Below are 22,678 nucleotides of genomic sequence, written 5' to 3' on the forward strand. Positions count from 1 at the left end.
TCTACTTTTAATGATTATATACTACTTTTAGTACCTAGTCATAAAAAATGGATGGTGCGGTATGAAAAAAAGAAGAAGTAAAAAAGAAAGACAAGAATTATTACAACAAACAATAGAAACGAATCCTTTTATAACGGATGAAGATTTAGCGGAAAAATTTCAAGTGAGCATACAAACTGTTCGTCTTGATCGTATGGAATTATCTATTCCGGAATTAAGAGAACGAATTAAGCATGTGGCTACAAAACAACATGAAGAAGATGTGAAATCTTTACCGTTAGAAGAGGTTGTCGGAGAAATTATCGATATAGAATTAGATAGACATGCGATTTCTATCTTTGAAGTAAAGGTAGAACATGTATTTAAAAGAAATCAAATTGCTCGTGGGCATCATTTGTTTGCGCAAGCAAACTCACTAGCTGTTGCGGTTATTGATGAAGAATTAGCTTTAACTGCAAAGTCCACCATTCGATATATTCGTCCTGTAAAATTAGGAGAGCGTGTTGTTGCAAAAGCACGTGTTGAAGATGTAGAGAATGATAAAGGACGGACGGTTGTCAAAGTGCGTAGCTTTGTTGGAGAAGAACTTGTTTTTACAGGCACTTTTGAAATGTATCGATCTAGTAATTATAGTGAGGAAGGTAACAACTTATGAAAATCGCAATAGATGCAATGGGCGGCGATCATGCACCAAAGGCTGTAGTATTAGGAGCAATGAAAGCTATTAAGGAATACTCAGATTTACATATTACGTTAGTAGGGAAAGAAGAGGGGATTCGTCAATATTTAACGAGTGAAGAGCGAATTACTATACTTCATACGGACGAAAAAATTGAATCGACAGACGAACCAGTAAGAGCGGTTCGTCGAAAAAAACAAGCTTCAATGGTACTAGCGGCGCAGCAAGTAAAAGACGGTGTAGCGGATGCTTGTATATCAGCAGGTAGTACAGGAGCTTTGATGGCAGCTGGATTGTTTGTTGTTGGTCGTATGGAAGGAATTGAACGACCAGCTTTATCACCTACAATGCCAACTGTTGATGGAGAAGGTTTTGTTATGTTAGATGTTGGAGCCAACGTTGATGCAAAACCAATTCATTTATATCAATATGCAGTAATGGGCTCTGTTTACGCAGAGAAGGTAAGAGGAATTAAAAATCCACGCGTTGGACTTTTAAACGTTGGAACAGAGGATGGTAAAGGAAACGAGCTTTCAAAACAGGTCTTTGCTATGCTCAAGGATGCACCAATTAATTTCGTTGGAAACGTTGAATCAAGAGATTTATTGCAAGGTGTAGCAGACGTTGTTGTATGTGATGGTTTTACGGGTAATGTAGCGCTAAAATCATTAGAAGGAACAGCACTTGCGTTATTCTCTATGTTAAAAGAACAATTAATGAGTTCGTTTACGAGCAAATTAGCAGCAGCGGTATTAAAACCAAAACTTATGATATTGAAAGATAAAATGGATTATTCGGAGTATGGAGGAGCGGCGTTGTTTGGATTGAAAGCTCCTGTCATTAAGGCTCACGGTTCTTCTAATGACCAATCGATATTTAGTGCGATTCGTCAAACGAGAGAAATGGTAGCGAAAGAAGTAATTCCTACAATTTCAAGTGTAATGGAGAAGGAGCCGCTTCAATAAGAGGAGGATTTGAAATGGGAAAAATAGCATTTCTTTTTCCGGGCCAAGGTTCACAGGCAGTTGGAATGGGTAGACAGTTAGCGGAGAATAATAAAGAGGTTGCGAAAGTGTTTGCAAAAGCGGATGAGGTTTTGCATGATTCTCTTTCAGAAGTGATTTTTGAAGGACCGCAGGAGAAGTTGACATTAACGACAAATGCGCAGCCGGCACTATTAACAACGAGCTTTGCAATTTTAACAGCTTTGAAGGAGTATGATATTACACCTGATTTTGTCGCAGGACATAGTTTAGGTGAATATAGCGCTCTTGTAGCTGCTGGTGCATTAACATTCGAAGACGCTGTATATGCTGTAAGGAAACGTGGGGAATATATGGAAGAAGCTGTTCCAGGCGGGGAAGGTGCAATGGCAGCTATTCTAGGTGCAGATCCAGATATGCTGAAACGAGTTACAGAAGAAGTAACAAGTGAAGGATACGCAGTACAAATTGCTAATATGAATAGTACGAAGCAAATTGTTATTTCTGGAACAAAGCAAGGAGTAGAACTTGCTTCTCAAAGAGCGAAAGAAAATGGTGCTAAAAGAGCAATTCCGCTCAAAGTGAGTGGACCGTTTCATTCCTCGCTTATGAAACCAGCTGCTGAGAAATTCCAAAGTGTTTTAAATGAAATTACAATTCAAGACACGAATATTCCTATTATTGCAAATGTTACGGCAGATGTTATTACACGTGGTACAGATATTCAAGAAAAGCTAATTGAACAGCTCTATTCGCCTGTATTATGGTACCCATCTATTGAGTATATGGTGAATCAAGGGGTAGATACATTTATTGAAATCGGACCTGGAAAAGTACTTGCTGGTCTTATGAAGTCGATTGATTCTTCAGTGAAAGCATATGCGATATATGATGAAGAGACATTAAAAGATACCATTTCAAATTTGAGAGGAGAAAGCTGATGTTAAAAGGGAAAGTAGCATTAGTAACTGGTGCTTCACGTGGGATTGGTCGTGCGATTGCCATTGATTTAGCGAAACAAGGGGCAAATGTTGTAGTAAATTATGCCGGTAATGAGCAAAAGGCGAATGAAGTAGTTGATGAAATAAAGAAATTAGGTTCAGATGCCATTGCAGTAAGAGCAGATGTTGCAAATGCTGATGATGTTACTGCAATGGTGAAACAAACTGTAGATACGTTTGGACAAGTTGATATTCTTGTAAATAACGCTGGTGTAACAAAAGATAATTTATTAATGCGTATGAAAGAAGAAGAATGGGATACAGTTATTAATACAAACTTAAAAGGTGTTTTCTTATGTACGAAAGCAGTATCGCGCTATATGATGCGTCAACGTCATGGACGTATTATTAATATCGCTTCTGTTGTTGGTGTAACAGGAAACCCAGGACAAGCAAATTATGTTGCTGCTAAAGCTGGTGTAATTGGATTAACAAAAACATCAGCAAAAGAATTAGCGAGCCGAAATATTACTGTAAATGCAATTGCTCCAGGGTTTATTGCGACTGATATGACGGATGTATTAGATGAAAATATTAAAGCAGAAATGTTAAAATTAATTCCTGTGGCTCAGTTTGGAGAAGCACAAGATATCGCAAATACTGTAACGTTTTTCGCTTCTGATCAAAGTAAATATGTTACAGGTCAAACGTTAAATGTTGACGGCGGTATGGTAATGTAATAAAAGAATCGATTTCACCTAGTTTTTTTGGACAATATTTTATATAATATTTGAGGGGAGGTGAATAAAATGGCAGATGTTTTAGAGCGTGTAACAAAAATTGTCGTTGATCGTTTAGGAGTAGAAGAAACTGAAGTAGTACCAGCTGCAAGCTTCAAAGAAGATTTAGGCGCAGACTCCCTAGATGTAGTAGAACTTGTAATGCAATTAGAAGATGAATTCGAAATGGAAATTTCTGATGAAGATGCTGAAAAGATTGCTACTGTTGGCGATGCTGTGACTTACATAGAGAGTCATCTATAATGCTTAAGTGAAGTCCCGTTTTTTAACGGGGCTTCTCGGCTTATATCTGGAGGGACCTATGCCGTACCGAAAACATAGAGAAAAAAAATACGAAACAAAATATCGTGAAGCTTTTAAAGTATTTCAAGAAAAGATAGGTATTACGTTTACAGATGAAAAATTATTGATTCAAGCATTTACGCATTCATCGTATGTGAATGAGCATCGAAAAAAACCGCATGAGGACAATGAGCGTCTTGAATTTCTTGGCGATGCTGTATTGGAACTCACTGTATCACAGTATCTGTTTCAAAAATATCCGACAATGAGCGAAGGAGAGTTAACAAAACTACGTGCAGCTATTGTATGTGAGCCATCTCTTGTTCGTTTTGCAAACGAAATGTCATTTGGTAGCCTTGTTTTATTAGGAAAAGGTGAGGAAATGACGGGTGGACGTGAACGACCAGCTTTATTAGCGGATGTCTTTGAAGCGTTTATTGGTGCCCTTTATCTTGATCAAGGGCTAGAAACAGTTTGGGGATACTTAAAAGAAGTTGTATATCCAAAAATTAATGAAGGTGCTTTTTCTCATGTGATGGATTATAAGAGTCAATTGCAAGAGTTGATTCAGCGTGATGGTAGTGGCAATATTGAGTATCAAATTTTGCAAGAAAAAGGACCGGCCCACAACCGAGAATTTGTGTCCCGTGTAACTTTAAATAATGAGGCATTAGGTCTTGGGAGTGGTAAGTCAAAAAAAGAGGCAGAGCAACAAGCTGCTGCAGAAGCATTGAAAAAATTAAAAGAACAATCATAAGGAATCCCCCTTTGAATGAGGGGGATTCCTTATGCATAGAATGAAACTTTCCTTTTATTTATAAATAAAAGGAGTGGGAAATCCGTATAGTAGCTTGTTTTCGTACAGACAACGTTTACAACAACGGAGAATAGGAGGAAGGCCTTTCGTGTTTTTAAAAAGATTAGAAATAGCAGGATTTAAATCTTTTGCTGAGCGTGTATCTGTCGATTTTGTTCCAGGTGTAACTTCTGTAGTAGGACCTAACGGGAGCGGGAAAAGTAATATTACTGATGCAATTCGCTGGGTACTTGGTGAACAATCTGCAAAGTCATTACGCGGTGCAAAGATGGAGGATATTATTTTTGCCGGTAGTGATACGAGAAGAGCGGTTAATGTTGCTGAAGTTACATTAACTTTAAATAATGAAGACCAACGCTTACCGATTGAATATAACGAGGTGTGTGTAACGCGTCGTGTATCTCGTTCGGGTGATAGTGATTTTTATATTAATAAACAATCTTGTAGATTGAAAGATATTATTGATTTATTTATGGACTCTGGTATGGGAAGAGAAGCTTTTTCAATTATTAGCCAGGGGAAAGTCGAAGAAATTTTGAGTAGTAAATCAGAAGAACGTCGTGGTGTATTTGAAGAAGCTGCGGGTGTGCTGAAATACAAACTTCGTAAAAAGAAAGCTGAAGGGAAATTGGCGGAAACACAAGAAAATTTAAATCGTGTACAAGATATTATTCACGAATTAAGTAGTCAAGTAGAACCACTAGAAAGACAAGCTTCTATTGCGAAAGATTATCTTGAGAAAAAAGAAGAATTAGAGAAAGTAGAAGCTGCGCTTATTGTACATGAAATTGAAGAATTACATGAAAAGTGGGAAGCGCTTCGAAATCAATTTGGGCATAATAAAGATGAAGAAGCTAAAATGTCGGCGAATTTACAAAAAAGTGAAGAAGAGCTTGAGGAATTACGCGGGCAATTACAAGCTGTTGATGAATCTGTAAATTCCTTACAAGAAGTTCTCCTTCTGTCTAGTAAAGAACTAGAAAAACTAGAAGGGCAACGCGAGCTGTTAAAGGAAAGAAAGCAAAATGCAACGACGCATTGTACGCAGCTTGAAAAGCTAATTGTTGAGTTAACAGAGAAAGCTACAAGTTATGATGACGAAATTGAAACAAGTACAGAAGCGTTAATGCAATTTGTGAATCAAGTAAAAGAATTGGAGAAGAAATTGCATGATAACGAGCAATTACTTGCGACTTTTGCTGAGAATTTAGAGGAACAAATTGAGAATTTAAAAGGTGACTATATTGAACTTTTAAATCAACAAGCAAGTCTTCGTAATGAATTATCTATGATTGAAGAACAATCAAAACAGCAAAACTCTAAAAACGAACGACTTGATGAAGAAAATGAAAAGTATGTACAGATGCGTGTGGGAGTTACAGCGAAAAAGGCGAAACTTGTAGAAAGTTATGAGCAAGCGAGAGAGAAAATAGCTGGCATTATTTCTAACATACAGAAGACAGAAACGGCACTTGGGAAATGTAAGTCACAGTATAGTGAAAATGAAACGAAACTGTATCAAGCGTATCAATTTGTGCAACAGGCGCGCTCTCGGAAAGAAATGTTAGAAGAGATGCAAGAGGACTATTCTGGCTTCTATCAAGGGGTACGTGAAGTATTAAAGGCTAGAGAAGATAGGCTACAAGGTATTGAGGGAGCTGTTGCAGAACTTCTGACTGTGCCGAAAGAATATGAAATCGCAATGGAAATCGCCCTTGGGGCAGCGATGCAACATATCGTAGTACAAACAGAAGAACATGCTCGTAATGCAATTGCATTTTTAAAGCAAAATAAACATGGCCGTGCAACGTTTTTACCTCAAGCTGTTATTAAAAGCCGATCGCTATCATTTGATCAATTACGCATTGTGAACCAGCATCCATCGTTTGTCGGTGTAGCGGCAGAACTTGTGCAGTACAATAATAAATATGAGAATGTAGTTTCCAGTTTATTAGGTACTGTTGTTGTTGCGAAAGATTTACGCGGAGCAAATGAGTTAGCGAAACAACTGCAATACCGCTATCGTATTGTAACACTCGAAGGTGACGTAGTGAATCCGGGTGGTTCTATGACGGGTGGAGCTGTAAAACAGGCGAAATCCTCTTTATTGGGACGTCAACGTGAACTTGAAGAGTGGACTAAAAAACTAACTGACATGGAAGAAAAAACAACGAAGCTAGAAAACTTTGTTAAAGCAGTAAAGCAAGAGATTCAAGAAAAAGAAGTACAAATACGAGAGCTACGCCAAGGTGTAGAGACCGAACGTGTAGATGAACAGAAGCTAAGAGAAGAAATTAATCGTTTAGAATTAGATGAACATCGTATTAATGATCGTTTATCGATTTACGATTTAGAGATTGAAGGATTTTTACAAGATCAAGTAAAAATGCAAGGGCGTAAAGAAGAGTTAGAAAAGATTTTAGCGACTCTTCAAGCGGAGATTGGGGAATTAGATAGCAAAATCGTCGTTTTAACGAAACAAAAAAGTGAACAACATTCTTCAAAAGAAAAAGTTCAGAAGGAAATGACGGAGCTAAAAGTACAAGCTGCTGAACAACAACAACGTTTGTCTAATCACAAAGAAAAAGTCGAACGATTGACGAAGGAAAAAGAAGAGACTGATGCGACGCTTGTAAAAACGAAGGAAGATTTAGCGTTCTTAAAGCAAGAGATGACATCTAATTCAAGTGGCGAAGAACAAATTACGAATATGATTGAGAAGAAAGCGTATGATCGTAATCAAACTTCGGAGTTAATTCGTTCTCGTCGTGACCAACGCGTATCATTGCAAGAAAGAGTAGAGCATTTAGAGCGCGGTGCGAAAGAAACAATAGGTAAACATAAATATATTCTTGAGATGCTGAAAGATCAAGAAGTGAAAATTAACCGACTTGATGTAGAGCTGGAAAATAGATTGCAACATTTACGTGAAACATATACTATTTCATTTGAAGCGGCAAAACTTAAGTATACAATGATGATGCCTGCAGAAGATGCACGTAAAAAGGTGAAACTAATTAAACTATCCATCGAAGAGTTAGGCGCAGTAAATTTAGGGGCAATTGATGAATATGAACGTGTAGCAGAGCGCCATACATTCTTATTAGAGCAAAGAGATGACCTAGAAGAAGCGAAATCGACATTGCATCAACTTATTATGGAAATGGATGAAGAGATGAAAAAACGCTTTTCTACTACGTTCGAAGGGATTCGAACAGAGTTTCAATATGTATTCTCTGAACTATTCGGAGGCGGTAGAGCGGATTTAGTAATGACAAATCCAGAAGATTTACTAAATACTGGTATTGACATTGTAGCGCAACCACCAGGAAAGAAACTACAAAACTTAGGTTTACTTTCAGGGGGAGAGCGTGCTTTAACGGCAATTGCGCTCTTATTTGGTATTTTAAAAGTACGTCCAGTCCCATTCTGTGTACTAGATGAAGTAGAAGCAGCTCTTGATGAGGCAAACGTTGCTCGTTTTGCGCAGTATTTAAAGAAATTTAGTGATGAAACACAGTTTATTGTAATTACACACCGAAAAGGTACAATGGAAGAGTCTGATGTATTGTACGGTGTCACAATGCAAGAATCAGGGGTATCGAAGCTTGTTTCTGTTCGTTTAGATGATGGCGAAGAACTTGTTGCAAGTAGATAGGAAGGATGGGAAGTATGAGTTTTTTAAAAAAATTAAAAGAAAAAATTTCAAAACAAACGGATACGGTAACAGAGAAGTTTAAACAAGGATTAGAAAAAACGAGAAATTCATTTGCTGATAAAGTAAATGACTTAGTGTACCGTTACCGTAAAATAGACGAAGATTTCTTTGAGGAATTAGAAGAAATTTTAATTAGTGCGGATGTCGGAGTTTCGACAGTGATGGAATTAATTGATCAGTTGAAAGAAGAAGTGCAACGTCGCAACATTCAAGATCCGAAAGAAGTACAGGCTGTTATTTCTGAAAAGCTAGTGGGAATTTACAAAGGTGACAGCGACTTTAGTAATGAAGTTAATATACAAGAGGATCAATTAACGGTAGTTTTATTTGTTGGTGTTAATGGTGTGGGGAAAACGACGACGATTGGTAAGCTTGCACATAAATTTAAATCAGAAGGTAAGTCTGTCCTATTGGCGGCAGGAGATACATTCCGTGCTGGGGCGATTGAACAATTAGAAGTATGGGGCGATCGTGTTGGTGTAGAAGTAATTAAACAAGGATCAGGATCTGACCCAGCGGCGGTTATGTATGATGCTGTACAAGCGGCAAAGGCCCGTAAAGTGGATGTATTACTATGTGATACAGCAGGACGCTTACAAAATAAAGTAAACTTAATGAAAGAGTTAGAGAAAGTGAAGCGCGTAATTGAGCGTGAAGTACCAGGGGCTCCTCATGAAGTATTACTAGTTATTGATGCAACAACAGGACAAAATGGCTTAAGCCAAGCGAAAACATTCCGTGAAGCAACAAATGTTACTGGTATTGTTTTAACGAAGTTAGATGGAACTGCTAAAGGTGGTATCGTCTTAGCGATTCGTAACGAAATGGATGTTCCGGTGAAATTTGTTGGGCTAGGAGAGCAAATGGATGATCTGCAGCAGTTTGATCCAGAACAATATGTTTATGGTTTGTTTGCGAACTTAGTAGAAACAGAAGAAGTGTAAGTGAAAGAAGCGGTATTTCCGCTTCTTTTTCTATAAAAATATGTGATGTTAAGAAAAAAACTTGACACTCTTTTGTACTCCATGTAAACTAAATCATGTAAAGGGAAATCACTTAACAAAGGATGATCCAACATGCTCGAGAAAACAACGAGAATGAATTATTTATTTGATTTTTATCAATCGTTGTTAACGCAAAAACAAAGAAGTTATATGTCGCTTTATTATCTAGATGATTTATCTCTTGGTGAAATTGCGGAAGAATTTGATGTAAGTCGCCAAGCCGTGTATGATAACATTAAACGGACTGAAGCGATGCTTGAAGAATATGAAGATAAATTAGTATTACTTCAAAAGTTTCAAGAGCGACAGCGACTTGTTGCAAAGCTAAAACAGCTAATCAGCGAAGAAGAGCATGTGTATGAAGAAATGAAACAAGTTGTTGAAGCTATCGAAAAATTAGATTAGGAGGGCGGCAATATGGCATTTGAAGGATTAGCCGACCGACTTCAACAGACAATGCAAAAAATCCGCGGCAAAGGAAAAGTTTCTGAAGCCGATGTGAAAGAAATGATGAGAGAAGTTCGTCTAGCTCTTTTAGAAGCGGATGTTAACTTTAAAGTAGTAAAAGATTTTATAAAGCGTGTGTCTGAGCGTGCTGTCGGACAAGATGTAATGAAAAGTTTGACACCTGGACAACAAGTAATTAAAATCGTACAGGAAGAACTTACAGAACTTATGGGCGGAGAGCAAAGCAAAATTGCTGTTGCTAATAAGCCACCTACTGTTATAATGATGGTTGGTCTGCAAGGTGCGGGTAAAACAACGACGACAGGTAAGCTTGCGAATTTGCTTCGTAAAAAGCATAATCGTAAACCGATGCTTGTTGCAGCGGATATTTACCGTCCAGCAGCAATTAAACAGCTTGAAACATTAGGGAAGCAATTGGACATGCCTGTTTTCTCCTTAGGAGATCAAGTAAGTCCGGTTGAAATTGCGAAACAAGCGATTGCGAAAGCAAAAGAAGATCATCACGATTATGTTTTAATCGATACAGCGGGTCGCCTGCATATTGATGAAGAACTAATGGATGAATTAGCGAAAGTCAAAGAAGTTGCGAAACCGGATGAAATTTTCCTTGTTGTCGATGCGATGACAGGACAAGACGCGGTAAATGTAGCACAAAGTTTCCATGAACAGTTAGGATTAACAGGTGTTGTATTAACGAAATTAGATGGTGATACGCGCGGTGGTGCGGCATTATCTATTAAGGCTGTAACAAATACACCAATTAAATTTGCTGGTATGGGTGAAAAACTAGATGCAATTGAAGCGTTCCATCCAGAACGTATGGCATCCCGTATTTTAGGGATGGGTGACGTCTTAACATTAATTGAAAAAGCGCAAGCTACAGTTGATGAAGAGAAAGCAAAAGAACTTGAGCAAAAAATGCGTACGCTTTCGTTTACGCTTGACGATTTCCTAGAACAACTTGGACAAGTGCGTCAACTTGGACCGCTTGACGAATTGTTAGGAATGCTTCCCGGTGCAAATAAAATTAAAGGGCTGAAAAATGCACAAGTTGATGAAAAACAAATTGGGCATATTGAGGCAATTATTCGTTCTATGACTAAAGTAGAACGAGAACAACCGGAAATAATCAATGCTAGTCGTAAAAAGCGCATTGCCAAAGGTAGCGGTACAACGGTACAAGAAATCAATCGTCTAATCAAGCAATTTGATGATATGAAAAAAATGATGAAGACGATGACGGGAATGCAAAAAGGTAAGAAAAAAGGACTAGGTGGATTGAAGTTTCCATTCATGTAAGGAAAAAAGATGGCTCTGTTAAGAAAAAATACTTTACAAAGCAATAGTCTTTTTGCTAATATAATTATCTGTGTGAAATAAATTCGGAGGTGCTTTATAAATGGCAGTTAAAATTCGTTTAAAACGTATGGGAGCTAAAAAAACTCCTTTCTATCGTGTAGTTGTTGCAGATTCTCGTTCTCCTCGTGACGGACGTTTCATTGAGGAAATCGGTACTTACAATCCGGTTGCTCAACCAGCGGAAGTTAAGATCAACGAAGAAGCAGCATTAAAATGGTTAGGAAATGGTGCTAAACCATCTGATACAGTTCGTAACCTTTTCTCTAACCAAGGTATCATGGAGAAATTCCACTTATCTAAACAAGGTAAGTAATTGAGGCAATGAAAATGAAAATGTTAGTCGAGACAATTGTTAAACCTCTTGTGGATCATCCTGGAGATGTAAAAGTTACACAGGAACTTTGCAACGGAGAAATAAAGTATCGATTAACTGTACATCCTGAGGATGTTGGAAAAGTCATTGGAAAGCAAGGGAAAGTCGCGAAAGCGATTCGAATGCTCTTGTATTCAGTGGGACATCATAATGATGAGAACGTCACACTGGAAATTCAATAAACGTAAAAAGGGCGAGGAGTTATTTCCTCTCCCTTTTTTAACATTTAAAGAGAAATTGCATGTTCCATATATGAAATGGAAATGCTTAATTTATATAGAAACCAGGGGTGACATACTATTTATGACAAAATGGTTTAACGTAGGGAAAATTGTAAATACTCATGGCGTAAAAGGAGAAATTCGTGTTATTTCTCGTACTGATTTTCCAGAAGAGCGATATAAAGTAGGGAACACGTTATACATATGGGATGAGAAAGGTACAGACTATCTTACAGTGAAGGTAACTGCCCATCGTCAACATAAGACATTTGATTTATTAACATTTGAAGGATACAACAATGTAGATGAAGCAGAGAAGTTTAAAGGTTCTTTAATAAAAGTACCAGAAGAGCAGTTAGGCGAACTAGCTGAAGGTGAATACTACTACCATGAAATTATTGGTTGCAACGTTGTAACGGAAGAAGGAGAAGCGTTAGGGACAATCAAAGAGATTCTATCTCCTGGTGCGAATGACGTTTGGGTGATTAAACGTCCAAAGGGTCAAGATCTGTTAATTCCTTATATTGATGACGTTGTACTTCAAGTTAACATTGAAAAAAAATTAGTAACCATTCATGTAATGGAAGGGCTACTATAATGAAAATTGACATTTTAACATTGTTTCCAGATATGTTTACGGGAGTATTTGGGTCTTCAATTTTAAAGAAAGCACAAGAAAAAGAAGCGGTAGAGCTTCGTGTTGTCAATTTCCGTGAGTATACAACTAGTAAGCATAATAGTGTAGATGATTATCCGTATGGTGGGGGCGCTGGTATGGTATTAACCCCGCAGCCTATCTTTGACGCAGTAGAAGAGTTAACGAAGGAAACAGACCGTAAGCCGAGAATCGTCTTAATGTGTCCACAAGGAGAGCGTTTCACGCAGAAGAAGGCAGAAGAGCTTGCTGGAGAAGAGCATGTTATTTTTGTATGTGGCCATTATGAAGGATACGATGAACGAATTCGTGAGCATCTTGTAACAGATGAGATTTCTATTGGGGATTACGTATTAACGGGTGGAGAATTGGCTTCTATGGTAGTCACTGACAGTGTTGTACGTCTTTTGCCAGGAGTGCTTGGGAATCAAACGTCACAAGTGGAAGACTCTTTTAGCACAGGTTTGTTAGAGCACCCACATTATACACGTCCTGCTGATTTTCGTGGTATGAAGGTACCGGATGTACTAATGTCAGGAAATCATAAAAACATTGATGAATGGCGCCATAAAGAGTCACTACGTCGTACGTACACACGTAGGCCGGATTTACTGGAAGAACGAGAATTATCTAAGCAAGAAGAGAAATGGCTGGAACAGATTAAAGAAGACCGATAAGGGCTTGATATATTTTCTATTGCAACAGTCCTAGCAATATGCTATTATAACATTTGTGCTACTGAAATCAGTAGCCGTATTAACGATGTTCCGCTGTAATTTAATAAGACTTTATAAGAGCATCTGTTTAAAGGAGAGAATTTAATATGCAACAATTAATCACAGAAATCACAAAAGGCCAATTGAAAACTGACCTTCCTTCATTCCGTCCTGGAGACACTTTACGTGTACACGTAAAAGTAGTTGAGGGAACTCGTGAAAGAATTCAGCTTTTCGAAGGTGTTGTAATTAAACGTCGTGGTGGCGGAATCAGTGAAACATTCACAGTTCGTAAGATTTCTTACGGTGTAGGTGTTGAGCGTACATTCCCAGTTCACACGCCAAGAATCGCGAACATCGAAGTACTTCGCCGTGGTAAAGTACGTCGTGCTAAGTTATACTACTTACGTAACCTTCGCGGTAAAAAAGCACGTATTAAAGAAATTCGATAAGACATGTATGGGAGCTTGTAAATACACAAGCTCCCTTTTTCCAATCTATATGAAATTTTGGTATAATACGAGCAGCTTACATAACTGTGGAGGGGAAAGCATGAAGAAAGAGAAGAGCTCACTTTGGGAATGGATCAAAGCAATTTTGATTGCTGTTGTATTAGCGGGCGTAATTAGACAGTTTTTCTTTGCCCCAATTCTCGTAGATGGTGTATCGATGTCGCCGACTTTACATGACCGTGATCGAATGATTGTTAATAAAATTGGCTATCACATAGGTGATCCGAAACGCTTTGATATTATTGTATTCCGAGCGACGGAAGAAAAAGATTACATTAAGCGTATTATTGGCCTGCCAGGCGACGAAATCGAATACCGTAATGATAAACTATATGTTAACGGGAAACCTTATGAGGAGCCGTATTTAGATAAGCAGAAAAAACAACTTGCTGACGGACCGCTTACATATGATTTTACTCTTGAAGAAATGACAGGAAAAAAAACTGTTCCAGAAGGTCAATTATTTGTTTTAGGCGATAATCGTCGTTTTAGTAAAGATAGCCGTTCGATTGGTACAATTTCAATGGAACAAGTGATTGGTAAAGCAAATATGCTATATTGGCCGTTAAAAGATGCACGTATTGTGAAATAAAAGAAAAAGAAGGTGGCAACATGGTAATCCAATGGTTCCCGGGACATATGGCAAAGGCTAGACGCCAAGTAACAGAAAAATTAAAGTTAATTGATGTTGTAATTGAGCTTGTAGATGCTCGATTACCTTTATCTTCTCGTAATCCAATGATTGATGAAATTATTACGCATAAACCAAGGCTTGTTGTTTTAAATAAAGCGGATATGGCGGATGATCGTCTTACAAAACAGTGGATTGCATATTTTGATGAAAGAGGTCAAAAGGCAATTTCAATTAATGCACAAGCTGGACAAGGTATGAAAGAAATTGCAGCAGCTTGTAAAGTGCTTGTCAAAGAAAAATTCGATAAAATGGTTGCTAAAGGCATTAGACCAAGAGCAATTCGTGCTTTAATTGTAGGTATTCCAAACGTTGGTAAATCTACACTGATTAATAAATTAGCGAAGAAAAATATAGCAAAAACAGGAGATCGTCCTGGTGTGACAACGGCTCAGCAGTGGATTAAAGTTGGGAAAGAAATGGAATTATTAGATACACCAGGTATTTTGTGGCCTAAATTTGAAGATGAATTAGTTGGTCTTCGTTTAGCGACGACGGGTGCAATTAAAGATTCTATATTAAATCTACAGGATGTAGCTATTTATGCACTACGTTTTATGGAAAAACATTATCCAGAACGTTTAAAAGAGCGATATAAGTTAAATGACATTCCAGAAGAAATTGTGGAGTTATTTGATGCAATTGGAAAAAACAGAGGTTGCTTAATGGGCGGCGGAATGATTGATTATGATAAAACATCTGAGCTTATACTTCGTGAGCTTCGTGGTGGAAGATTTGGGAAAATGACATTTGAAACACCAGAAGAGTTTGCAGAGCAGGTGGAAGATGTAGAAAAAGTAGAAGAAGTATAAGACGTGCGTTTGTACGTCTTTTCTTTTTGGTTACGTTTAAAAGGAGTGTAAATGAATGCAAAAAATGACTATTCAAGAAGCGGGATGTTTGCTGCAAGAAATTATGAGTGAAGAAGACGAGCGTTTTCAAATGTTAGTGAAAGATGAGAGAAAAGGTGTTCAAAAACTAATTTTGAAGTGGTATAAACAAAAAGAGTTAGCGCAAAAAGAAAGAGAGAAATTTCTAGAAATGTCAAAGTACGAAAATGAGTTACGTGAAAAAGGGCTCACGTACATTGCTGGTATTGATGAAGTGGGCCGTGGGCCGTTAGCAGGACCGGTTGTGACGGCGGCTGTCGTCCTTCCGGAAGATTTTTATATTCCAGGATTAAATGACTCGAAAAAATTAAGTGAAGCGAAACGTGAGCGTTTTTATGATGAAATTAAAGAGCATGCAATTGCGATTGGAGTTGGAATTATATCACCACAAGTTATTGATGAAATAAATATTTATCAAGCGACGAAGCAAGCGATGTTAGATGCCGTTGCTAATTTATCATGTACACCAGAATATTTATTAATCGATGCGATGAAGCTTCCTACATCAATTCCGCAAACATCAATCATTAAAGGTGATGCGAAAAGTGTCTCTATTTCAGCTGCATCTATTATTGCGAAAGTGACGAGAGATCGCATGATGAAAGAGTTAGGAGGAAAGTATCCTGCATATGGATTTGAACAACATATGGGATATGGGACGAAACAGCATTTAGAAGCGATTGAAGTACATGGAGTATTAGAGGAACATCGAAAATCATTTGCGCCAATTAAAGATATGATTCAAAAATAAGCTGTATATTCACAGCTTATTTTTTATTTTGGTATATAAACATTATTATTTTCGAAAAAGAATAAAGCGATTTCAGTTTTCTGACACTTTATTGTAGACAGCGTGCCAATCATCTTATACAATGGCAATGTAATGTTTTTTAAACATTAAAAAACTTTTTGAGTAAAACAGGAAAACAGGGGAGGATGGGACTATGAATATCCATGAGTACCAAGGTAAGGCAGTCCTTAGAAGCTATGGGGTTAGCGTTCCAAACGGGAAGGTTGCATTTACAGTAGAAGAAGCTGTAGAAGCAGCGAAAGAATTAGGAACGGAAGTATGTGTAGTTAAAGCGCAAATTCACGCTGGTGGACGCGGCAAAGCTGGCGGTGTAAAAGTTGCGAAAAATTTAGAAGAAGTTCGTACATATGCAGAAAGCATTTTAGGAACTACACTTGTGACGCATCAAACAGGTCCTGAAGGTAAGGAAGTAAAACGCTTACTTATCGAAGAAGGTTGCGATATTAAAAAAGAATATTATGTAGGTCTTGTATTAGATCGTGCAACTTCTCAAGTTGTTTTAATGGCATCTGAAGAAGGTGGAACAGAAATTGAAGAAGTAGCAGAAAAAACGCCTGAAAAAATCTTTAAAGAATATATTGATCCAGCAGTAGGTTTACAAGGTTTCCAAGCGCGTAGAATCGCGTTTAACATCAATATTCCAAAAGAACTTGTAGGACAAGCTGTGAAGTTTATGATGGGCTTATACAGTGCGTTTATCGAAAAAGATTGCTCTATCGCTGAGATTAATCCACTTGTTACAACAGGTGACGGTAAAGTTATGGCGTTAGATGCAAAATTAAACTTTGATTCTAATGCGTTATATCGCAATAAAGACATTTTAGAACTTCGTGATCTTGAAGAAGAAGATTCAAAAGAAATTGAAGCTTCTAAATATGACTTAAACTACATTCCTTTAGATGGAAATATCGGTTGTATGGTTAATGGTGCAGGTTTAGCAATGGCTACAATGGATATCATTAAACATTACCATGGTGACCCGGCTAACTTCTTAGATGTTGGTGGCGGCGCAACAGCTGAAAAAGTTACAGAAGCATTCAAAATTATCCTTTCTGACAAAAATGTAAAAGGTATCTTCGTTAACATTTTTGGTGGCATTATGAAGTGTGATGTTATCGCAGAAGGTGTTATTGAAGCAACTAAGCAGGTAGGTCTTGAGTTGCCTTTAGTTGTACGTCTTGAAGGTACAAATGTAGAGTTAGGAAAGAAAATTTTAAATGAGTCTGGTTTAAATATTGTTGCAGCAGAATCTATGGCTGACGGTGCACAAAAAATTGTTTCACTAGTGGGCTAATAGAAAGCGGGGGAGAAAAATGAGCGTATTAGTTAATAAAGATACAAAAGTTATTGTTCAAGGTATTACAGGTTCTCAAGGGTTATTTCATACAAAGCAAATGATTGAATACGGTACGAAAATTGTAGGTGGTGTAACACCAGGTAAAGGTGGCACTGATATTGAAGGCGTACCAGTATTTGATACAGTAGAAGATGCTGTGAAAGCAACAGGCGCAAACGCTTCAGTTGTATACGTTCCACCCGCTTTTGCGGCTGATGCAATTATGGAAGCTGTTGATGCAAAGATTGATTTAGTAGTATGTATTACTGAAGGAATCCCTGTATTAGATATGGTAAATGTTAAGAGATATATGGCGGGTAAACATACACGTTTACTTGGACCAAACTGCCCTGGTGTTATTACACCTGACGAATGTAAAATTGGTATTATGCCAGGATATATTCACAAAAAAGGTCATGTTGGTATCGTATCTCGCTCTGGTACATTAACGTATGAAGCTGTACATCAGTTAACACAAGAAGGTATCGGCCAATCTACTGCTGTAGGTATCGGCGGAGACCCTGTTAACGGTACGGACTTTATTGATGCGTTAAAAGCATTTAATGAAGATGAAGAAACGCATGCTGTAATTATGATTGGTGAAATCGGCGGTACGGCAGAAGAAGAGGCAGCTGAGTGGGTACAAGCTAATATGACAAAACCAGTTGTAGGCTTCATTGGCGGTCAAACTGCGCCTGAAGGCAAACGTATGGGTCATGCTGGGGCAATCATTTCTGGCGGCAAAGGAACTGCTGCTGAAAAGATTAAAACAATGGAAGCTTGTGGTATTAAAGTAGCGGAAACACCAGCTGTTATGGGTGAAACATTAATCTCTGTTTTAAAAGAAAAGGGATTATTTGAGACTTGTAAAAACTACTAATCTTTTTGAAAGACACCTTCTTATTAGAGGGTGTCTTTTTACACATTTTTTGTTTACATAATAAAAATTATGGGTAAGGAGAATCAAGATGAAAAGAGAACGTTTATTGCACCTTCATTACATGTTGGCGGATCATTGGAAGGCGATGGAGAGACTACTATATGTTGATCCAGAACTGAAGGGAATATACACTTTTAGTCCGAAACAATTTGAATATTACGCTGGAATATCCCCGAAAAAATCTTCAGAACTAGTAAATTTCCTTCAGACTTCAAATCTAAAGCAATATGTATCCTATTTAGAAAAAAATCGAATATTTTATATAACCATATGGGATGAGGATTATCCGCAACTATTGCAGGAAATACAAGATCCCCCTTTTGTTTTATACGGAAAAGGAGAGAGAGATTTTCTTGGCAAGATAAATAAATTAGCAATTGTTGGAACGAGAGAACCGTCTTTATATGGAAAGGAGAGTATGAAGTTTATTTTACAACCTTTACTTGAAAAAGAATGGCTTATTGTTAGTGGGTTTGCAAGAGGGATAGATACAATTGCTCATGAAGTTACAGTAAGGCAGCATTGCCCGACTATTGCAATATTAGGACACGGATTATCTTATATGTATCCAAAGGAGAATAGAGGTTTATATGACACGTGGAAAGATTATATATTGTTATTGACAGAGTATCCACCGCATTATGTGCCGAAAAAATGGTATTTCCCAAAAAGAAATCGAATTATTAGCGGTATAAGTAAAGGTATTTTAGTTGTAGAAGCAAAAAGGAGAAGTGGATCCCTTATTACTGCAGACCTTGCATTAGAACAAAATAGAGAGGTGTTTGCACTTCCAGGTCCTATATTTATAGAGAGTGCAGCGGGAACGAATCATCTAATTCAACAAGGCGCAAAGCTAGTAAGAAATGCGGAGGATATCCTTGAAGAAATTTTAAATTAACCATATATTTTTATGTTTTTATTAAACAATTATTGACAAATGGTAGATTGTCGCTGTATGGTATATTCATTCTTGATTGACAAAAACAAGAGAAATCAATAAGATTGATGAAGACTTGAATCCACCTCTTAAGGAGGCACTAGCATGTCAGATTACCTCGTAATCGTGGAGTCGCCTTCTAAGGCGAAGACCATTGAAAAATATTTAGGGAAAAAATACAAAGTCGTCGCGTCCATGGGACATGTCCGCGATTTACCTAAAAGCCAAATGGGGATAGAAGTAAAGAATAACTTCACCCCGAAGTATATTACCATTCGTGGTAAGGGTCCCGTTTTAAAAGATTTAAAATCAGCGGCAAAAAAAGCAAAGAAAGTCTATCTCGCGGCCGATCCAGATCGTGAAGGAGAAGCAATTGCTTGGCATTTAGCAAATACGTTAAATGTGGACGTTGAATCAGATTGCCGAGTTGTATTTAATGAGATTACAAAAGATGCAATAAAAGAATCATTTAAATATCCTCGTGCAATTAATATGGATTTAGTAGATGCACAACAGGCAAGGCGTATACTCGATCGTCTTGTTGGCTACAATATTAGTCCTTTATTATGGAAGAAAGTAAAAAAAGGATTAAGTGCAGGACGCGTACAATCTGTAGCAGTTCGTTTAATCATCGAACGTGAAAAAGAAATTCAAAGTTTTGAACCTGAAGAATTCTGGACAATTAAAACAGAATTTGTGAAAGGGAAAGACACATTTGAAGCAAGCTTTTACGGTGTAGATGGTGAAAAAGTTCAATTAACGAACGAAGCACAAGTGAACGAAATAATCGAAAAGATGAAAGACAATGCGTTTTCGGTTGAAAATGTAACGCGAAAAGAGCGAAAGCGTAACCCTGCATTACCGTTTACAACATCTTCCTTGCAACAAGAGGCAGCGCGTAAGTTAAATATGCGAGCAAAGAAAACAATGATGCTTGCACAGCAGCTGTATGAAGGGATGGATCTTGGAAAACAAGGGACTGTAGGTCTTATTACGTATATGAGAACTGATTCAACACGTATCTCAGAAACAGCGCAAACAGAGGCTCGTGATTACATTACTGAGGCGTTTGGTGCGGAATACATAGGAACAGAGAAGAAGAAAGAAACGAAAAAGTCGAAAGCACAAGATGCGCATGAGGCGATTCGTCCTACTTCGGTAATGAGAAAGCCAGAGGAACTAAAAAGTTTCTTAAGTCGTGATCAACTCCGTTTGTATAAACTGATTTGGGAGCGATTTGTTGCAAGTCAAATGGCATCTGCTATAATGGATACTGTTACAGCGAAACTCATTAATAACAATGTTCAGTTCCGTGCAAGTGGATCAGTTGTAAAGTTCCCAGGATTTATGAAAGTGTATGTAGAGTCGAAAGATGATGGTGCGGAAGAAAAGGATAAGATGTTGCCACCGTTAGAAGTAGGTGAAACGGTATTTTCAAAAGATATAGAACCGAAGCAACATTACACACAGCCTCCGCCGCGTTATACAGAGGCTCGTCTAGTAAGAACACTTGAAGAGCTTGGAATTGGGAGACCGTCTACTTATGTACCGACACTTGAAACAATCCAAAAACGAGGATACGTTGCTTTAGATAATAAACGCTTCGTTCCGACTGAGCTTGGTGGAATAGTAATCGAACTTATTTTAGAGTTTTTCCCAGAAATTATTAACATTGAATTTACTGCCAATATGGAGCAAAGCCTTGATGAAGTAGAAGAAGGAAATGCAAATTGGGTGAAAATTGTTGATGATTTCTACGTAGGATTTGAACCGCGCTTAGAAAAAGCGGAAAAAGAAATGCGTGAAGTGGAAATTAAAGATGAACCAGCTGGGGAAGACTGTGAATTATGTAGTCACCCGATGGTCTTTAAAATGGGTAAATATGGGAAGTTTATGGCTTGTTCGAATTTCCCGGAATGTCGTAATACAAAACCGATTGTAAAAGAAATCGGTGTTACTTGTCCGAAGTGTGATAAAGGGCAAATTATTGAACGCCGTAGTAATAAAAAGAAACGTCTTTTCTACGGATGCGGTACGTATCCAGAATGTGACTTTGTATCTTGGGATAAGCCGATTGGTCGTAAATGTCCGAAGTGTGAAAGTATGCTCGTAGAGAAAAAGTTGAAAAAAGGCGTGCAAGTACAATGTATTTCGTGTGATTATGAAGAAGAACAACAAATGTGAGCGTAACTGCTCACATTTTTTTCGGGAAGAAAAGGAAAGGTGATATATATGACAACACAAGTAGTAAACGTCATTGGCGCAGGCCTTGCAGGAAGCGAAGCAGCTTACCAAATTGCAAAGCGTGGTGTCCAAGTAAAATTATATGAAATGAGACCAGTAAGGCAAACACCAGCTCATCATACAGATAAATTTGCTGAATTAGTATGTAGTAACTCACTTCGCGCAAACACATTAACAAATGCTGTCGGTGTTATTAAAGAAGAAATGCGCCTAATGGATTCTGTCATTATTCGTGCAGCTGATGAGTGCTCTGTACCAGCAGGAGGTGCTTTAGCTGTAGATCGTCATGAATTCGCGGCGAAAGTGACTGAATATGTGAAAAATCATCCGAACGTAACTGTAATGAATGAGGAAATCACTGAAATTCCAGAGGGACCAACTGTTATTGCGACAGGTCCACTTACGTCTCCGGATCTTTCTGCACAATTAAAAAAACTAACAGGTGAAGATTATTTTTATTTCTATGATGCTGCAGCGCCAATCGTTGAGAAAGACAGCATTGACATGAATAAAGTATATTTAAAATCTCGTTATGATAAAGGTGAAGCGGCATATTTAAACTGTCCAATGACAGAAGAAGAGTTTGATCGTTTTTATGAGGCTTTAATTGCTGCTGAGACAGTGCCTTTAAAAGAATTTGAAAAAGAAATTTTCTTTGAAGGCTGTATGCCAGTAGAAGTTATGGCAAGTAGAGGAAGACAGACGTTAGTATTTGGACCGATGAAGCCTGTTGGGTTAGAAGATCCGAAAACAGGGAAAACACCGTATGCGGTTGTTCAGTTACGTCAAGATGATGCAGCAGGAACATTATACAATATTGTAGGCTTCCAAACACATTTAAAGTGGGGGCCACAAAAAGAAGTGTTACAGCTAATTCCAGGACTAGAAAACGCAGAGATTGTACGTTATGGTGTAATGCATCGTAATACGTTTATTAATTCGCCTAATTTGCTTCGTCCAACATATCAATATAAACAACGTGATGATTTATTCTTCGCTGGTCAAATGACTGGGGTAGAGGGTTATGTTGAATCAGCAGCATCAGGATTATTAGCGGGTATTAACGCTGCTCGACTTGTACAAGGTGAAGAGCCAGTTGTATTACCACCTGTAACTGCAATGGGAAGTATGGCAAATTATATTACTGCGACAAATGCGAAAAACTTCCAGCCAATGAATGCAAACTTCGGTTTATTTACACCGTTAGAGAAGAAAATTAAAAAGAAACAAGAGCGAAATGAAGCATATGCTACACGCGCTTTGGAAACAATTCAAAATTTTGTAAATATTTAATTAAATTT

The 22,678-nt window shown here is 37.8% G+C and carries 23 protein-coding genes; all 23 read left to right on the forward strand.

All coding sequences use genetic code 11. The annotated features are described in order from the left end of the window. The first annotated feature begins 61 nt into the window (after nt 1-61). The 23 genes from fapR to trmFO all read left to right on the forward strand — a co-directional run bounded on the left by fapR (nt 62) and on the right by trmFO (nt 22,670). Complete coding sequence (fapR, locus tag ACFWDE_RS10360) at nt 62-655, forward strand: transcription factor FapR (protein WP_000747352.1); 594 nt, start codon at nt 62-64, stop codon at nt 653-655. Next, nucleotides 652-1,644, forward strand: coding sequence for a phosphate acyltransferase PlsX (gene plsX / locus ACFWDE_RS10365; RefSeq protein ID WP_377892049.1), 993 nt, complete (start codon nt 652-654; stop codon nt 1,642-1,644). The genes fapR and plsX overlap by 4 nt, the downstream gene beginning before the upstream one ends. A gap of 14 nt (nt 1,645-1,658) precedes the next feature. Beyond that, nucleotides 1,659-2,603 carry an ACP S-malonyltransferase gene (fabD, locus tag ACFWDE_RS10370; RefSeq protein ID WP_002160730.1) on the forward strand — a complete coding sequence of 315 codons (945 nt, stop codon included), beginning with the start codon at nt 1,659-1,661 and terminating at the stop codon, nt 2,601-2,603. Then, nucleotides 2,603-3,343 carry a 3-oxoacyl-[acyl-carrier-protein] reductase gene (fabG, locus tag ACFWDE_RS10375; RefSeq protein ID WP_377892052.1) on the forward strand — a complete coding sequence of 247 codons (741 nt, stop codon included), beginning with the start codon at nt 2,603-2,605 and terminating at the stop codon, nt 3,341-3,343. Before fabD ends, fabG begins: the two co-directional genes overlap by 1 nt. Nucleotides 3,344-3,412: 69 nt before the next feature. Next, the gene (gene acpP / locus ACFWDE_RS10380) at nt 3,413-3,646 is read left to right on the forward strand and encodes an acyl carrier protein (protein ID WP_002014515.1); all 234 of its coding nucleotides are present in this window, start codon (nt 3,413-3,415) and stop codon (nt 3,644-3,646) included. A 58-nt stretch (nt 3,647-3,704) separates the two neighbouring features. Continuing rightward, entirely contained in the window at nt 3,705-4,442 is a 738-nt protein-coding gene (rncS, locus tag ACFWDE_RS10385; protein WP_002146086.1) for a ribonuclease III, read from the forward strand. A 148-nt stretch (nt 4,443-4,590) separates the two neighbouring features. Then, nucleotides 4,591-8,160 (forward strand): chromosome segregation protein SMC, encoded by a 3,570-nt coding sequence (gene smc / locus ACFWDE_RS10390; RefSeq protein ID WP_377892055.1) that lies wholly within the window; start codon nt 4,591-4,593, stop codon nt 8,158-8,160. A gap of 14 nt (nt 8,161-8,174) precedes the next feature. Next, nucleotides 8,175-9,164 (forward strand): signal recognition particle-docking protein FtsY, encoded by a 990-nt coding sequence (gene ftsY / locus ACFWDE_RS10395; RefSeq protein WP_002160733.1) that lies wholly within the window; start codon nt 8,175-8,177, stop codon nt 9,162-9,164. A 132-nt stretch (nt 9,165-9,296) separates the two neighbouring features. Continuing rightward, complete coding sequence (locus tag ACFWDE_RS10400; RefSeq protein ID WP_002160734.1) at nt 9,297-9,629, forward strand: putative DNA-binding protein; 333 nt, start codon at nt 9,297-9,299, stop codon at nt 9,627-9,629. Between the two features lie 12 nt (nt 9,630-9,641). Next, entirely contained in the window at nt 9,642-10,991 is a 1,350-nt protein-coding gene (gene ffh / locus ACFWDE_RS10405) for a signal recognition particle protein (RefSeq protein WP_002111383.1), read from the forward strand. 100 nt (nt 10,992-11,091) lie between these two features. Then, nucleotides 11,092-11,364, forward strand: a complete 273-nt coding sequence (rpsP, locus tag ACFWDE_RS10410; RefSeq protein ID WP_000268750.1) for a 30S ribosomal protein S16 — start codon at nt 11,092-11,094, stop codon at nt 11,362-11,364. A gap of 14 nt (nt 11,365-11,378) precedes the next feature. Then, a complete protein-coding gene (locus tag ACFWDE_RS10415; protein WP_002088196.1) occupies nt 11,379-11,606 on the forward strand; it encodes a KH domain-containing protein in 228 nt (75 codons plus the stop codon). A 121-nt stretch (nt 11,607-11,727) separates the two neighbouring features. Continuing rightward, on the forward strand, nt 11,728-12,243 hold the full coding sequence (rimM, locus tag ACFWDE_RS10420; protein WP_215557379.1) for a ribosome maturation factor RimM: 516 nt from the start codon (nt 11,728-11,730) through the stop codon (nt 12,241-12,243). Then, entirely contained in the window at nt 12,243-12,977 is a 735-nt protein-coding gene (gene trmD / locus ACFWDE_RS10425) for a tRNA (guanosine(37)-N1)-methyltransferase TrmD (protein ID WP_002014522.1), read from the forward strand. The genes rimM and trmD overlap by 1 nt, the downstream gene beginning before the upstream one ends. A 146-nt stretch (nt 12,978-13,123) precedes the next feature. Continuing rightward, complete coding sequence (gene rplS, locus ACFWDE_RS10430; protein WP_002014524.1) at nt 13,124-13,468, forward strand: 50S ribosomal protein L19; 345 nt, start codon at nt 13,124-13,126, stop codon at nt 13,466-13,468. Between the two features lie 100 nt (nt 13,469-13,568). Further along, the gene (lepB, locus tag ACFWDE_RS10435) at nt 13,569-14,120 is read left to right on the forward strand and encodes a signal peptidase I (protein ID WP_377892062.1); all 552 of its coding nucleotides are present in this window, start codon (nt 13,569-13,571) and stop codon (nt 14,118-14,120) included. A gap of 20 nt (nt 14,121-14,140) precedes the next feature. Beyond that, nucleotides 14,141-15,031: a ribosome biogenesis GTPase YlqF gene (gene ylqF, locus ACFWDE_RS10440; RefSeq protein WP_002066792.1), complete on the forward strand. Its 891-nt coding sequence runs from the start codon at nt 14,141-14,143 to the stop codon at nt 15,029-15,031. A 55-nt stretch (nt 15,032-15,086) separates the two neighbouring features. Continuing rightward, the gene (locus ACFWDE_RS10445) at nt 15,087-15,860 is read left to right on the forward strand and encodes a ribonuclease HII (protein WP_377892066.1); all 774 of its coding nucleotides are present in this window, start codon (nt 15,087-15,089) and stop codon (nt 15,858-15,860) included. A gap of 193 nt (nt 15,861-16,053) precedes the next feature. Further along, on the forward strand, nt 16,054-17,214 hold the full coding sequence (sucC, locus tag ACFWDE_RS10450; protein WP_002014529.1) for an ADP-forming succinate--CoA ligase subunit beta: 1,161 nt from the start codon (nt 16,054-16,056) through the stop codon (nt 17,212-17,214). A 19-nt stretch (nt 17,215-17,233) separates the two neighbouring features. Then, nucleotides 17,234-18,136, forward strand: a complete 903-nt coding sequence (sucD, locus tag ACFWDE_RS10455; RefSeq protein ID WP_000115186.1) for a succinate--CoA ligase subunit alpha — start codon at nt 17,234-17,236, stop codon at nt 18,134-18,136. Nucleotides 18,137-18,224: 88 nt separating this feature from the next. Continuing rightward, nucleotides 18,225-19,094, forward strand: a complete 870-nt coding sequence (dprA, locus tag ACFWDE_RS10460; RefSeq protein ID WP_377892070.1) for a DNA-processing protein DprA — start codon at nt 18,225-18,227, stop codon at nt 19,092-19,094. A 144-nt stretch (nt 19,095-19,238) separates the two neighbouring features. Further along, nucleotides 19,239-21,317 carry a type I DNA topoisomerase gene (gene topA / locus ACFWDE_RS10465; RefSeq protein WP_377892073.1) on the forward strand — a complete coding sequence of 693 codons (2,079 nt, stop codon included), beginning with the start codon at nt 19,239-19,241 and terminating at the stop codon, nt 21,315-21,317. A gap of 48 nt (nt 21,318-21,365) precedes the next feature. Continuing rightward, on the forward strand, nt 21,366-22,670 hold the full coding sequence (trmFO, locus tag ACFWDE_RS10470) for an FADH(2)-oxidizing methylenetetrahydrofolate--tRNA-(uracil(54)-C(5))-methyltransferase TrmFO (RefSeq protein WP_002066796.1): 1,305 nt from the start codon (nt 21,366-21,368) through the stop codon (nt 22,668-22,670). The last annotated feature ends 8 nt before the right edge of the window (nt 22,671-22,678 follow it).

Source organism: Bacillus sp. NPDC060175 (genome assembly GCF_042728695.1).
Lineage (GTDB): Bacteria > Bacillota > Bacilli > Bacillales > Bacillaceae_G > Bacillus_A.